The organism is Thermoprotei archaeon (assembly GCA_038881895.1).
In the GTDB taxonomy this organism is placed as follows: Archaea; Thermoproteota; Thermoprotei; order Gearchaeales; family WAQG01; genus JAVZOV01.
The window spans coordinates 118,840-132,967 of the sequence record JAVZOV010000005.1 but is presented as its reverse complement, the minus strand read 5'-3'; the positions used below and the strand labels follow the sequence as shown (position 1 = coordinate 132,967).

The 14,128-nt window shown below is 35.1% G+C and carries 15 protein-coding genes; 10 read left to right on the top strand and 5 right to left on the bottom strand.

The window, feature by feature from the left end:
* Positions 1-199 precede the first annotated feature (199 nt).
* The 3 genes from QW128_08990 to QW128_08980 are packed head-to-tail and all read right to left on the bottom strand — an operon-like array spanning position 200 to position 2,971.
* The gene (locus QW128_08990; GenBank protein MEM3833700.1) at positions 200-1,456 is read right to left on the bottom strand and encodes a hypothetical protein; all 1,257 of its coding nucleotides are present in this window, start codon (positions 1,454-1,456) and stop codon (positions 200-202) included.
* 44 nt (positions 1,457-1,500) lie between these two features.
* Positions 1,501-1,977 carry a GNAT family N-acetyltransferase gene (locus QW128_08985; protein ID MEM3833699.1) on the bottom strand — a complete coding sequence of 159 codons (477 nt, stop codon included), beginning with the start codon at positions 1,975-1,977 and terminating at the stop codon, positions 1,501-1,503.
* Positions 1,978-1,993: 16 nt separating this feature from the next.
* Positions 1,994-2,971, bottom strand: coding sequence for an isoaspartyl peptidase/L-asparaginase (locus QW128_08980; GenBank protein ID MEM3833698.1), 978 nt, complete (start codon positions 2,969-2,971; stop codon positions 1,994-1,996).
* 117 nt (positions 2,972-3,088) lie between these two features.
* On the opposite strand from QW128_08980, the gene QW128_08975 reads away from it, so the two are divergent.
* On the top strand, positions 3,089-3,820 hold the full coding sequence (locus tag QW128_08975; GenBank protein ID MEM3833697.1) for a DUF1614 domain-containing protein: 732 nt from the start codon (positions 3,089-3,091) through the stop codon (positions 3,818-3,820).
* Between the two features lie 66 nt (positions 3,821-3,886).
* Positions 3,887-4,849: a DHH family phosphoesterase gene (locus QW128_08970; protein ID MEM3833696.1), complete on the top strand. Its 963-nt coding sequence runs from the start codon at positions 3,887-3,889 to the stop codon at positions 4,847-4,849.
* A gap of 1 nt (position 4,850) precedes the next feature.
* On the opposite strand, the gene QW128_08965 is transcribed toward QW128_08970, so the two are convergent.
* Positions 4,851-5,486: a class II aldolase/adducin family protein gene (locus QW128_08965; protein ID MEM3833695.1), complete on the bottom strand. Its 636-nt coding sequence runs from the start codon at positions 5,484-5,486 to the stop codon at positions 4,851-4,853.
* A gap of 222 nt (positions 5,487-5,708) precedes the next feature.
* On the opposite strand from QW128_08965, the gene QW128_08960 reads away from it, so the two are divergent.
* From QW128_08960 to QW128_08945, 4 genes are all read left to right on the top strand, one after another.
* Positions 5,709-6,716, top strand: a complete 1,008-nt coding sequence (locus QW128_08960; GenBank protein MEM3833694.1) for a pyridoxal-phosphate dependent enzyme — start codon at positions 5,709-5,711, stop codon at positions 6,714-6,716.
* Positions 6,713-7,768, top strand: coding sequence for a DUF1611 domain-containing protein (locus QW128_08955; GenBank protein MEM3833693.1), 1,056 nt, complete (start codon positions 6,713-6,715; stop codon positions 7,766-7,768). Before QW128_08960 ends, QW128_08955 begins: the two co-directional genes overlap by 4 nt.
* Positions 7,768-9,258, top strand: coding sequence for a hypothetical protein (locus QW128_08950; GenBank protein MEM3833692.1), 1,491 nt, complete (start codon positions 7,768-7,770; stop codon positions 9,256-9,258). The genes QW128_08955 and QW128_08950 overlap by 1 nt, the downstream gene beginning before the upstream one ends.
* A 259-nt stretch (positions 9,259-9,517) precedes the next feature.
* Positions 9,518-10,237, top strand: coding sequence for a class I SAM-dependent methyltransferase (locus tag QW128_08945; GenBank protein ID MEM3833691.1), 720 nt, complete (start codon positions 9,518-9,520; stop codon positions 10,235-10,237).
* Here the strand turns inward: QW128_08945 and QW128_08940 are convergent.
* On the bottom strand, positions 10,234-11,415 hold the full coding sequence (locus QW128_08940) for an NAD(P)/FAD-dependent oxidoreductase (protein MEM3833690.1): 1,182 nt from the start codon (positions 11,413-11,415) through the stop codon (positions 10,234-10,236). The two genes, QW128_08945 and QW128_08940, sit on opposite strands and share 4 nt — an antisense overlap.
* 149 nt (positions 11,416-11,564) lie before the next feature.
* Here QW128_08940 and ndhC point away from each other — a divergent pair, with 149 nt between their 5' ends.
* The 4 genes from ndhC to QW128_08920 are packed head-to-tail and all read left to right on the top strand — an operon-like array spanning position 11,565 to position 14,126.
* On the top strand, positions 11,565-11,966 hold the full coding sequence (gene ndhC, locus QW128_08935; GenBank protein ID MEM3833689.1) for an NADH-quinone oxidoreductase subunit A: 402 nt from the start codon (positions 11,565-11,567) through the stop codon (positions 11,964-11,966).
* A complete protein-coding gene (gene nuoB, locus QW128_08930) occupies positions 11,933-12,469 on the top strand; it encodes an NADH-quinone oxidoreductase subunit NuoB (protein ID MEM3833688.1) in 537 nt (178 codons plus the stop codon). Before ndhC ends, nuoB begins: the two co-directional genes overlap by 34 nt.
* Before the next feature lie 2 nt (positions 12,470-12,471).
* Positions 12,472-12,972: an NADH-quinone oxidoreductase subunit C gene (locus tag QW128_08925; protein ID MEM3833687.1), complete on the top strand. Its 501-nt coding sequence runs from the start codon at positions 12,472-12,474 to the stop codon at positions 12,970-12,972.
* Positions 12,957-14,126, top strand: a complete 1,170-nt coding sequence (locus QW128_08920; GenBank protein MEM3833686.1) for an NADH-quinone oxidoreductase subunit D — start codon at positions 12,957-12,959, stop codon at positions 14,124-14,126. The genes QW128_08925 and QW128_08920 overlap by 16 nt, the downstream gene beginning before the upstream one ends.
* The last annotated feature ends 2 nt before the right edge of the window (positions 14,127-14,128 follow it).

Sequence of the window (14,128 nt, the reverse complement as noted above, 5' to 3'; positions counted from 1 at the left end):
TTCCTTCGAGTCAGTCCAACAACGCCCGCTTGGATAGTCAGCTTCATATCAAACTTTAATTACTCAAAGCTGTTTAAAAGTCTATCGCAATTCATCCCCACGCTTACGCATGGGGTCTTCTTGCGAGGACCTGATAAAAATTATGAGCCATATATATTGATGTTTCTGTCCAAAAATTTCTTAAAACGTTAATCTGATATTATTTTGATAGTTTTTTGTATTTAATTGCTAAAATTATTAGCAATATTATAATACCTAATGTTACAATTATAAGTTGATTATTTATCTCTATTATCGGTGATGTAGATTGGGTAGATGATGGGATGGATTGTTGTGTAGTTGCTGATGATGTAGTTGGATTTATTGTTAAAGTTTTAGTGATGCTTATATATAATGAGTCTGTTGCTGTTAGTGTTATTATATAAGGATTTGTTGTGTTGATTATAATTGTACAAGTTGATGTAGTACAGTCTATTGTAGCATTATTTATTTTCCATGAATAAGTAAATGATGGGATTCCACCGAATATGGTGGTGGTGACTGTTACGTTTGAACCTAGTACTGGGTTAGGATTACTAGTTTTTAATGTTATGTTAAAGCCATTCTTAATATCGTCTACCAACGGCCACCAATATTCTGGTAAGGGTGTTCTCCATATTGCTATTTTATTCAAGTTAGATTTTATAATTGACCTTAGTCTAACCTCTACCTCACTTTCACTAAATGGTATGGTTTCACCTGTATTAGGGTTTAATGTCTCTAACCCAATGACCAATCTATTTTGAGGCATCTTTGACAATGCGTAATTTAATGCTGAGTAAAATGTTTCAAATCGTCCAGCATAAGTTGCCATTTCACAGAACATATCTACCTTTGATTGGGCAAGCATATCATAATTCCAGAAAACAGACCATGTTGCAATATCTACACTGAGTTTTTTATTAACTGCATGAAGAGCATCAGCAAATCTGTTCAAAAAATTTACATAAGCGTAAGCGTCACTATCTGTTGCGCTCTCTGGTTCAAAGTCTACGTTATAACCAGTGAAATTTCGTTCAATTGCAGTTTTAACTGCAGTGGTTATGAATGAGTCCGGATTATTAAAAAGGATTCTCATCCTAGTTATATTGGTACTTGTGATCATTGGCCATAGTTCTACTCCCGTTTGTCTCAAGTTATCCGTCACGTCAGTGACGCGGATTCGTTTAGAGAATGTTCCGTTTGCGCCTAGATAATAAGCTTCATAGGATACAGCGTTTATAGAATTTTTATGAGTCATCAATTGGTTTAAAGATTCTTGTACATTTTCACCAACGACCTCTAATCCCATCCAGACTAAAACATATCCATGCCATTTATCTTTTATTTTCTCGGCATCTAGTATAATAGGGTGAAAATGAACACCCAACAAAATTATGAAAAATGAAATGACTAAAATCAGTTTCAAGTTATCCATAATAAGATATGAACAATACTGACATTTATCTTTTTTGTTCTCTTTTATGTCTTTAACGATTTTTCCATAACGTATCCAGTAATTTTAAAACCGAACTTTTTATAAAAATTGATAGCCTTAACATTCTTTTTTTCAACTAAGAGGGTTATTGTTCTTGCATTATTATTGAGAGCTATTTTAATGATCTCATACATGAGGTCTGTGCCGATCCTTTTTCCCCTGTATTCTTGTTTTATGCCAATATCTACTATAAAGCATGCTGGTAGCATGGAAATTGTGTCGAGCCTTAATTCTATCCACGCATAACCTATTAAATTCTCATTATCGAATACTCCAAGTATTATTTGTTGTCCTATTGATGTATTATAAAGTTTTTTAAACATGTATTCATGTCTTTTTGCAAATTCATCCAAGTTTAGTTCCTTTTTTACGTTATTGTCGAGTAGTTCCCACGATAATTCACGATCTAATTTGATAATGTCATCGAGTTTTGAGCTTTCAACTTCTTTTATAATGATCATGATTATTCATAATATCTTATTTTATATTTATTTTTGTGTCCCATATCATGATTTCAGGTTTTTTATTTTCAATAAGGACGCCTCTAGCCATTCCTGGTGTGTTGTAATCAAATGTGTAGTTGCCATATCGATCGACAGCTATGATGCCTGCAGTATTCTTTCCAGCTAGCTGGGTTATACGATTCATTGCATCTTTAACTGCTTGTTGAAGCAGTATGCCTCTTTCTACCATATCACATACGCGTAATGCTATTCCAATTCTAATTATGTGCTCTCCGATTCCTGTTGCTGAAACTGCAGCATATTTGTTTGCATATGTTCCTGCTCCGAGAAGTGGAGTATCACCTATTCTACCTGGTAACTTCAACCACATTCCTCCAGTTGATGTCGCGGCAGCTAATTTACCTTTCGAGTCTAGAGCGACCGCTCCAACAGTGTTTCCTTCATTGTTAATTGTTATGTCGCTGGGTGTCTTAAACGATGCATCTGAGTCCATCATCTCGTATACTTTCACGTTTTTTGATCCGCGTTCTTTAAATTCTTTGAGAAGTTTCTTATATTGTCTGATTTTTGATTGGTTTATGAGGTTTTTAGTATGTTCTATGTTCATTTTTAATGCAAAATACGTTGCATATTCTCCACTTAAAACTATATGATCGGTGAATTCCATAACCTTTCGTGCTGCTGATACTGGATGTATGACATTTTTTATGCATGCTACAGCGCCACCCTTCAGTGTATCACCATCCATTATTGCTGCATCCATTTCGACCTGACCAGCAATATTAAGACATGATCCTAAACCAGCGTTTAATACTCCGCTGGCTTCCATTACACGTACTGCAGCTTCTACAGCATCTAGAGCTGAACCTCCTGAGTTAAGTATGGAACCTCCGGTGCTAAGGGAATTCTTTATTACATGAGCAATCTTGTATGCTTTTTTTAGACTTACATTCCATGTTCCGGCCCCACCATGTACGACAATGACCCACATAGTAAGAACAAAACAAAACTAGGATAAAAATTTTCTTAAGACATTACGATAGGAGATTGATTTTTCATGTTTAAACAGGATAAAAATATTTTAGTGTGCGTCTATAAAGAGATTGTTATGAGTAGTGTAATAGTTCATAAACCTTTGGCATCGTTTTTTATGTATCTATTAACAATCTTAATGAGTTTTATAGTGATTTACTTACTTTTATGGTCGAGTGGCAAGGTTTTCATGAGTTTGGGTTTAAATCCGAGGTTAGTTTCGTTAATAATTTTTGCTAGTTTATTTGGGAGTTTCATTAATATACCAATATACAAATATACATTAGATGAGGAGATCATTTTAACGATAAATTATGTGAATTTCTATGGGATAATATATCCTATACCCTCTTTTGAGAAGGTAAAGAACAAATCAGTTTTAGCAGTAAACCTTGGAGGTGCTGTTATTCCTGTTCTCACATCACTTTACCTATCTTACAAATTATTTACCTTAGAGTTTGATGCATTAGTTCCTTTGTTAATATCAATAATAGTAGCATCATTTGTCATACACATTTATGCAAAACCGATTCCTCATTTAGGGATAGCTGTTCCTACGTTTATTCCTCCTTTTATATCGATGACATTAGCATTGTTTTGGGGATACTTGGGTTTTAATAAAAGTATAATGCTTACCATAGCGTACGTATCAGGCACGTTAGGTGCTTTGATTGGAGCTGATCTCGCGAATCTTAATAAAATAAGAACGTTCAAGAGCCCGATGGTTAGTGTTGGCGGTGCTGGAACCTTTGATGGAATCTTTCTTTCAGGCTTGTTAGCAGTACTTTTCACTGACCTTTTAGCGTAACTTGCTAATAATTATGCATAACCTCTAAATTTTTATACGACGTATCTATAATGATGTTGAGTAGACATGAGTGGTACATACATACTCTTTCATGGAGACAGTGACGGTGTATGTGGAGCAGCCCAAGCATTAATAGTATATCCTGATGCAGAATTACGAATCACAAAACCAAACAGACTGTTTATAGATTTAGAACATTTACCTCAGAAATCAAGGATTATAATTATTGACATAGCATTGGACGCACAAATTTACAATGGAATATTGTATAAGTTTAAAGAAATTGTTCAAAATGAAGGAGAGATTGTATACATAGATCATCACAAAATGTCCTCACGATTGCTAAGTAATGATATAACAACTGCTGTTAAATATGTTTACGAAGAAGGTGTATCGGCAGCTGAATTAACCAATAGAGCATTTAATTTGCAAAATAATAACTGGGCTGTTACGTTGGCTTATTATGGGGCATTTGCAGATTATTTGGATAATACTCCGTTAATGGAAACATTTTTAAAGATGATTGATAGACGCAACCTCATTCTAGAAGCTTCACTACTCTCTACAGCACTCGAAACAATGGATATATCCATGAAAATCAAGACCACTAGAGATTTGGCATCAGGATTACGACCAAGCGAACTCCAATATGTCCTTTTTTATGCACTTTTAGGTCTTTATTATGAAAATCAAATATACAAGTATGTAGAGAAAAATGCAAAACGCATTGGGCAACTATCAGTAGTGATCAATCCACCATACCAAGGATTTCTTGGTAGAGCAGCAGTATATGCGATGACGGTTCACAACAGTCTTTTCGGTCTAGCAGCTAGGCACGAAAAAGAAACCGTGGATATTAGCATAAGATCAAAAACTAATAAGATTGATTTATCCAACATTGCATCAGAATTGGCAAAACAGTTTGGTGGAAGTGGTGGGGGTCATACTATTGCTGCAGGCATGAGAATTCCCATAGAAACATTTGATAAATTCATAGACACTATAGCATCAATATTGAACAGAACTTAATTTAATTTTTCTTGTAAATTCTTTTTATTTCTTCAGCATCATGATCGCTTATCCTAAATAAACCATTAAAAAGTTTTGCTGCGACAATCATTTTTGCAGCCTCCTCAAGAACTTCAACTCTAGCGAGAGCCTCCTCAATATTATTACCTACACAGAAAACTCCATGATTCTTAATTACAACAACGTCGTTCATGCTCATAGCTTTAGAAACAACATGAGATGAAGAATAACCTGGTAAAACAAAATCAACAACTTTCGGTTCACCTATTAATAACACATATTCGGGTGTTACATTCTTAAGAATATAACCTGCAGTAAAAAGCCCAGTGGCAAAGGGTGGGTGTGCATGAACAACAGCATTAACGTCACTCCTAATCTTATATATAGATAAGTGTGAGGAAAGTTCACTGGACGGTTTATAAGCGCCTTCTAACACATTACCATCCAAACTAACCTTAACTAGATCTTTTGATTGTAAACCACCCTTAAAAAGCCCACTTGGTGTAATCCATATATAATCCTTATTTAACACTCTAAGGCTAATATTTCCACCAACAGCTGAAACAAGTCCTCTCTCATAAAGCCTACGCATAGCATTAACAATCTGTAACTTTATATCCTCATCAAAACTCGACACTGTGCATCACTGTAAAAAATTACAATGTATACTTATCTTTAACCTATTCACCAATAATCTGAAGTGCTCAATGATATTATAAGAAGTTCACCTGAGAACAGTGAAGTCAAACGTATAAATGATGCTAAGTCTTAAAGATATTGTTTCTTGATGAGGTTTATCGCGCTAGTTAACTTTATATTTTGTTGTTATAGAATATTTTATAGTTTGAGAGGGAGGTAGATGGAGGAGGAGGACTCTTCGCTTACACCCGGTTTAAGCCGGGTTCCTAGCATAGAACAAGTCACATTAAGTATTCTTGGAAAATCATTAATATTTCATGCAAGATTATTAGGAAATATATTGGGCTTAAAAAATCTATATTTAGAATTTGAAGGTGTCAATCCAACAGGCACTCAGAAAGATAGAGCGGCGTTATCTCATGTGTTAGAGGCTAAGGAGAACGGTTATGATACTATAAGTGTAGGAACCTGTGGAAATTATGGTGTGGCTGTAGCATATTATGCTAATTTAATGAAAATGAAGTCAGTGATCTATGTGCCGGCTCATTATACGAATAAGAGGGTATCAGAGATGGCTAGGATGGGTGCCAGCATAGTGTATGTTCACGGAAGTTATGAAGAGACCGTTGAAGCTAGTATTAGAGATTCAAAAGAAAACAATTGGTATGATGCAAATCCTGGATCAAAATATGCAGATGTTGCATTGAGAGGTTATGCTACCATATCTTATGAAATATTCAATGAACTGGGTTTTGTGCCTGATATTGTTATTGTTCCAGTTGGTAATGGATCTACGTTAGCAGGAATATATCAAGGTTTTGTATCATTGCGTTCGTTAGGATTAATAGATAGGTTGCCTAAAATTGTTGGTGCTACAACATGTAATGGTAATCCTTTATTAGAAGCATTTAGAAAGAATCTCAGCACATTAGTTGATCTCTCTCCGAACGAGATTAAAGAAACTGCAGTGAGTGAGCCATTAGTGTCCTATCACGCTTACGATGGGGAAGCTGCTTTAGAGGCAATCAGAAAGACAAACGGTATTGTTGAGTGTAGTAGTGATAACGCTATGGTTGATTATGCAAGATTAATAAGGAAATACGCAGGACTTGATGTTTTACCTGCATCTGCGGTCACAGTATCCATTATAAAGAAATTAGCTAGGTATGATCCTTTGATTAGTGAAAAAAACGTTGTTGCAGTATTAACTGGGAGGAGAATTTTGTGAAGAAAGCCCTCATATTAGCAGAGGGCTTTTTTGGAACTAATGATGGAAAAACAGCTCATGGATTACTTAGGTATAGTGCTGAATATAAAATCATTGGCGTTATAGATAGTGAGTTTAAAGGTATGGATTCCGGCTTAATTATTGATGGCAAACCAAACGGTATTATGATTTATGAATCTTTAGAAGAAGCGTTAAAAGCACATCCCGATACTGAAGCATTAATAATAGGTGTTGCTACAGAAGGAGGATATCTACCAAAGGGTTATAGGGAAGTTGTAAGAAAAGCATTAGAATTTGGTATAAACATCATATCAGGTTTGCATGAATTCCTTAGCGATGATCCAGAACTAGTAAAAATAGCGCATAATAATAATGCAGAAATAATCGATGTGCGAAAAATCTTTAGGGACATGAAGATACCATTCAGAGGTGTGATTAAAGAGGTTAAAGCTTTAAAGGTTGTTGTTCTTGGCACAGATTCTGTTGTGGGAAAGAGAACTACTGCAATAATGATAAATAATGAATTGCTAAAAAGGGGTGTTAAGTCAATTTTTATAGGAACTGGGCAAACTTCATGGATGCAAGGATTTAAATACACTGTAGTTATTGATGCATTAATCAATGATTTCGTAGCTGGAGCTATTGAGGATGTAATATGGCGAGCTTATAAGAACGAAAACCCAGATGTAATAGTAATAAGCGGTCAAGGTTCAATACTTCATCCTGCATTTCCGGGCAGTTTTGAAATTCTTGCAGCAGCAAAGCCAGAGCTCATAGTATTACAACATGCTCCAAAAAGAAAGTTTTTTGATGGGTTTCCAGGTTTTGAAATCCCACCAATAGATCGTTATATTAGAGCGATAAACATTTTAACAGAAAGAAATGTTGAAGCCATAACAATTAATCATGAAAATATGAAAAGGGAGGAGGTAGATTATATTAAAAAGGAATATGAACGAAAGTATAATGTTATTGTGTGTGATCCCTTATGGGATGGAGTGGACAAGATAGTTGATGTAATTCTGAAAAAATACCTGAGCGTGACGCAATAATGGATTTAAAATGTTTTGACAAGATCACAATTTATGAACCTGAAATTAAAAATAAAAGAATACGCACTAAGATAGAACTAAGTGTTAATGGTATAAGAAAAGAGTACTTCCTTATGCAGTATTATCAAGAACCAATAATTACTCCTATCACAGAAGAATTTGCAAAATTAGCTACTATATCACCCATTATAAATTATGCATTGTTTACCGATGAAATTGATATAAAGTTTTCATTAACAAAGCTCGATCTAAAACTAATCAATGATATTACTAACATAATCTCACGTGACATATTTGTTAACAGAATTGTTAGACGAACTGGATTCATTAAAGAAGAATACATCCCTAAAGAAGACGAAATAAACGACTCTAATGCCAGACCAAGGGCTATAATAAGTGTAAAAGATATAATTGATGACGAAAAATTAGACTTTTCCCCAGATTATAAAAAATGTGGAGTGCTATCATCTGGTGGTAAAGAAAGCTTGCTCACGTACTGTTTACTTAAAGAAATCGGATGCAAAGTTTATCCATTCTTTGTAAATGAGTCTGGGCGTCACTGGTTCACAGCGCTGACAGCGTATAGATGGTTTAAAGATAACATTCCAGAAACAATGAAAGTATGGACAAACATTGATCGCCTATACTTGTTTATTGAGCGTAACATGAAGATTTTAGTGCCAGGATTCTATAAAAAATTCTCAGACATATACCCAATAAGACTCTTTGTATTTGGATACTACATATTTCTTTACATGCCATTAGTATATAAATACAAGATAGGTAACATCAATATGGGTAATGAATACGATGATCCTAACAACGTTAGCTATGAATTCAATGGAATAAGACACTACTACGGAATATATGATCAAAGTCAAGATTTTGATGATTACATGACAGAGTGGCTAAATCAAAAAGGCTTAGGTATAAGACAATGGTCAGCAGTAAGACCCTTAACAGGATTATTAGTAGAAAGAGTATTACATGACCGCTATCCAGAATTCTTTAAACTTCAGACATCCTGCCATATGGTCCACATCGAAAACAACACAATTATTCCATGTGGACGATGCTCAAAATGTGGCGGGATCATGCTATTCCTGCTTGCAAACAACATAGACGCAACAACAATCAGGTATAAACCTGAACATATTAAGAACCTACAAAACATAATAAAAACCGGGTTAAAACTCGACAAAGATGAAAAAGAACATTCTATTTATCTAGCCAGTAAAAACTATAACCTCACAGGAGGACTCAAACACGAACACGTCGAAATGTTACACTTTGATGACAAAAACAGCAAATTCAACAACACACCACCAGAATTTAGAGAAACTCTCTACAAAATAATGCTTAATTATACAAAAGGTATCGTTTACTTAAGAAACGGAGAATGGATACCAATAACATTAGAAGATGCAATAAAAGGTCACACATGGAAAGATTTGCTTAAACAACAACCTCAAACTTTCCTTATTTACTAAAATAATTATTGAGCATTCTTAAGCTTAACAGCTCATCCAAGAATTAAAGTTCTATCCTATTATCGAATTTCTCTATATATTGTTAGAGAAAAGATTTAGACAAAGGCCACTCAAAGTTATTCATGCGGATGAAAAAAAGCATAGGAATGATAAGAACAAGTAATGAGAACTACTTTATCGTGATATTCTTTCCACTAAAGAAACAAGTATATAAATGATTGCTAAGCTAACGATATTTTAGACAGAGAGTTTGAGAAATATGAATGAAGAATGTCATGGATTAAAAGATAAGTGGTTTATGGTAGAATCATCACTTAATGCTATACCGAATATTTATGATAAAACCAGTCGACTTATGTCATTGGGAACAGATGCAATGTACAGAAAAGAATCATTGAAAAATATTATCAGACCTAGTACAGAGATTGTATTAGATGCAGGTTCTGGTACTGGACTCATGACTAGTGCATTACTTGAAATCAGCACCAGATTGCACGATCTAATTATTGAATTTGACGCATCGAGATCTATGATGAAACTTTCAAAGATGCGGTTTAAAAGGAGACCAGATATACAATTTGTAATAGGTGTATTTGAGTATCTACCGTTCAAAGATTGTTCAATAGATTTAGCAATGTGTGGATTTTCACTTAGAGATGCTATAAACATGAAGATGGCTGTAAAAGAAGTTAGCAGAGTGCTAAAGAATAATGGATACTTTGTAATATTGGACATGGGTAAACCAAGCTTTCCCTTACTAAAGATTGTATTTGCAATATATTGGACTATTATCCCAGTGTTAGTTGTAGCACTTATTGATGTTAATTATGTGAAGCATTATTCAAAATTGTTGTTCACATATTTACGATACCCTACTAAAGATAAAATGTTACATCTGTTAAAGCAATTTTTTAATAATGTAAACCATTACTTTAAGGCACTCGGAGGCGTATCAATTTTTATCTTAAGAAAAAGCTAGATAATTCGTAACATTAATTTTATTAAGGGTGCTAAAGTTAATATGACTCTGTTTTTTCTGCATGCTACTATATCTCTCATCAAGTTGGTACTCATATAACTAGTATGTCTTCTTAATTTTCGTTCATCAAAGAGAAGTTCATCAGCAATTTTTCTATATTTCAGTGAAAAGCTTAAGAAATCACCGATTTCCCGTTTCATTCGTTTTGCAAAAGTGTTTAATGTCGGATCCTTAATGAACTCTTGAGCATATATTAATCCTGTAGCCATTGCTGGAACGATGCCTCCACCATTAGTAGGCATTACTGCGCCTGCAGCATCTCCAAGTAATACTGCCTTACCCTTAACAAATTCCTTGGCTAATCCACCAACAGGTATAAATTTACAAAGTAGTGGTGAAGAGATTTTGGCATTCGTTAATTCAGGAAGCTTAGAAATAAACAATTTTTGTAGCTCGTGAACATTATACTTATCAACGACATTACTTCTGATCCCAACTCCAACATTAGCCTCCTTATTACCCTTTGGTATTATCCATCCATAACCACCAGGCGCTAATTTTGCTGTCAATACCATTTTAATAACTCTTGGATCTGAATTTACGTTAATCATTTTTTGATTACATGTCAGAGCTTCATCCATTTTAGTAAAACCATTATTAAAATTGAGAGACTTTGCAATTATGCCACGAAGTCCATCCGCACCAACTAGGTATTCAGATTCAATGATCTCAACACCATCATTGAGATACGCACTAACCAAATACTTTCCGTTATCATAATTAATACTCACAGCTCTTCTTCCACTTAATACTTTTGCACCGTTATCCTGAGCAGACTTCACTATTCCTTGGAGCATGCGATCTTTATCTACAATAAGTCCAGCATATGAGAAAACAAATTTTCGGCCATTTTCTATGCTGAGCTCTATAGTATCAGTTCTATTGACTACAATATCAGGTTTGTCGATAAACTTATTATAGATTTCTTTTAACCCATCAACTTTAAATCCTACACTCTCTAGCTCTTCATAACTAGGTACAAATTCTCCACAGATTACTGGAACACCTATTTGATTTTTCATTTCAATAATGGTTACATCAACACCTAATCTAGCTAATTCATATCCTGCTATTGAACCAGCTGGACCAGCACCGATTATTACCACCTTAGTCTTCATCTCATCACCACCACTATCATATTGACCTTAGTTATGGTAATATATATAATTGACCAGCCAACATATTTTCCAATAAAGCGAATATTGAGAATTATACTAAATTTATCATAGATCAACAAAACTATATATCTACCTCAATGATAAATAAAATGGTGGTATTTGTGGATAGTGCACTAATCGGCTTCATAACGTTTATTTTAGTACTAATCATACTGCCAATATTAATGATCTTAGGTTCATGGTTCCTCGCACCAAGAAATCCAAACAAAATTAAACTATTACCCTTTGAAAGCGGTGAAATATATACTACAGGAACTGGACGTTGGTCTCTAATAATGCAATATTATGGATACTTACTAATGTTTCTAATATTCGATACGCTCTCTATCTTTATCTTCCTATTAACATTTGTTCAAACTCCAGAAGAAATTAGAAGCGCATCAATTCTCATGCTAACATTTCTGGGTTCGCTGCTTATTACACTACCTTATGGTCTTAGCTTATCTAGGAGGTGGGAATTGTGGAAGGTACAGCGTTACTCGGAAAGTTAGATAATTTAGCTAGAACTCTAACAGGAAAAATAGCTGAAATGAAAACAATCAGAGATATTCTTAATTGGGGGAGAGCATATTCATTATGGCCAGTGCACCTAGTAACCTCATGTTGTAGCGTAGCATTAGCAGCAGGGTCAGGAGCACGATTCGATTACGAAAGATTCGGAGTATTACCTTATGGATCCTTAAGACAAAATGATTTAATAATAATAGAGGGAACATTAAGCTACAAGATGGCAAAAAGAGTACGCTATATCTATGATCAAATGCCCGATCCTAAGTACGTAATAGCAATAGGTGCATGCGCTCTAGCAGGAGGAATCTTTAGAGATGCATACAATGTTGTACATGATGTAAGCAAAGTAGTACCAGTTGATGTATTCGTACCAGGATGTCCACCACGACCAGAAGCACTAGGAAGAGCGGTCGTATTATTACAAAACAAAATCAGAAAAATGAAACTAAATGGAGAATCATTTGAGCCATTTGTGGTGACATAAAAGTGACTCAAACCCAACAGATTATCCCACTCCAAAATATAATAGATAAAATAGCTAACGAGTTAAAGGATATTGTCATCGAAAAATCCATACCTAATCCAAGACGAGCAACGATCACTGTAAAACCTGAAGGAATAGAAAAGGCTGCACAACTTTTAAAGAGTGAAGGATTCGAGGTTGTTGCATCAGTATCAGGAGTAGATTACATAAAAGAGAAGAAATTCGCCGTCGTTTACCACCTTTTATCAAGAACAAAACCTGAACTAAAAAGTGTTGTAGTAGTGCTCAAAACATACATTGATAGAGATAAACCCGAAATACCTACACTAGTCAACGTTTGGGAAAGTGCATTATACCATGAACGAGAAACCCATGAAATGTATGGAATAATATTCAAGGGTCATCCAAACCTTGGCCCATTGCTACTTGAGGATTGGAATGGACCACCACCGCTCAGAAAAGATTATGGTGTGAGAAGGGAGGAACAATGGGAAGTAGCATAAGTAAGAAAGATATTGCAAGAAAAATTGAACAACTAACAGAGGCTGAGGCAATAGTAACAGAAAATGAAATGATAGTAAGTATCGGACCTCAACATTCAGGCGCAGGACACTTTAGAATAATCCTTAAACTTGACGGTGATGTTATAGTTGACGCAATACCTGACCCAGGTTTTGTGCATAGAAGTTATGAAAAATTGGCAGAAAACATGACATACATCCATAACGTTCCATTAGCTGAAAAGCCAAATCATGCAGATCCAGCCAATTTAGTAATGGGCTACGTTAGAACAGTCGAGGAGCTCTCAGGCATAGAAGTACCTGAGCGAGCACAGTACATTAGAACAATATTATGTGAAATTAGCAGAATAATGAGTCACCTCTACTTCTTTGGAATATTCGGTATATTCTTAAACCATTCAACAATGTTCATGTGGGCATTAGGAGATAGAGATTTATTTGCTGATCTGGGCCAAATGCTCACAGGCGCGAGAATAACCTATGCATTTTTCCTAGCTGGTGGTGTTTATCGAGATATACCACAAGGATTCGAAGAAAAGACGTTAAAAACTCTTGACTATTTCGAAAAACACTTAAAAGATTATGAAAAAATATTCATGGATAATCCAATACTTCAGGAAAGAACAGTAGGAATAGGAGTCCTGAAACCGGAGGATGCTATTAAGTTGGGAGTGGTAGGACCTGTAGTGAGAGGGTCTGGAATAAAGCACGATGTAAGAAAGGATGATCCTTACGCAGCATACGATAAGATAGATTTCGAAATACCGTCTTTTAAAGAAGGAGATTCATATTCAAGAGTCATGGTCAGATTTAGAGAGTTACAGGAGAGTGTTAAAATCATCAGACAAGCATTAAGAGACATGCCACCAGGTCCCATAAGAAATCCACCAGGCCGTTTAATTCCACGATGGCCAGTAAAAGTTGGAGAATATTATAGCAGAGCTGAGGCGGCACGAGGAGAAGTAGGATTTTATCTAGTAAGTGATGGAACAGAAAAACCATACCGATTAAAAATGGCATCACCATCCTTTAGAAATATGCCAGCAATACCCTTCTTATTAAGAGGAGCAACATTAGCTGACCTACCAGCAATATATATGAGCCTTGATTACTGGGGACCTGAGGCAGACAGGTGAGA

Coding starts and splice junctions, on each gene's coding strand:
- QW128_08960 (MEM3833694.1), top strand. CDS start 5,709: ATGGAGGAGGAGGACTCTTCGCTTACACCCGGTTTAAGCCGGGTTCCT.
- QW128_08970 (MEM3833696.1), top strand. CDS start 3,887: ATGAGTGGTACATACATACTCTTTCATGGAGACAGTGACGGTGTATGT.
- QW128_08990 (MEM3833700.1), bottom strand. CDS start 1,456: ATGGATAACTTGAAACTGATTTTAGTCATTTCATTTTTCATAATTTTG.
- QW128_08950 (MEM3833692.1), top strand. CDS start 7,768: ATGGATTTAAAATGTTTTGACAAGATCACAATTTATGAACCTGAAATT.
- QW128_08985 (MEM3833699.1), bottom strand. CDS start 1,977: ATGATCATTATAAAAGAAGTTGAAAGCTCAAAACTCGATGACATTATC.
- QW128_08920 (MEM3833686.1), top strand. CDS start 12,957: ATGGGAAGTAGCATAAGTAAGAAAGATATTGCAAGAAAAATTGAACAA.
- QW128_08980 (MEM3833698.1), bottom strand. CDS start 2,971: ATGTGGGTCATTGTCGTACATGGTGGGGCCGGAACATGGAATGTAAGT.
- QW128_08940 (MEM3833690.1), bottom strand. CDS start 11,415: ATGAAGACTAAGGTGGTAATAATCGGTGCTGGTCCAGCTGGTTCAATA.
- QW128_08945 (MEM3833691.1), top strand. CDS start 9,518: ATGAATGAAGAATGTCATGGATTAAAAGATAAGTGGTTTATGGTAGAA.
- ndhC (MEM3833689.1), top strand. CDS start 11,565: ATGGTGGTATTTGTGGATAGTGCACTAATCGGCTTCATAACGTTTATT.
- QW128_08975 (MEM3833697.1), top strand. CDS start 3,089: ATGAGTAGTGTAATAGTTCATAAACCTTTGGCATCGTTTTTTATGTAT.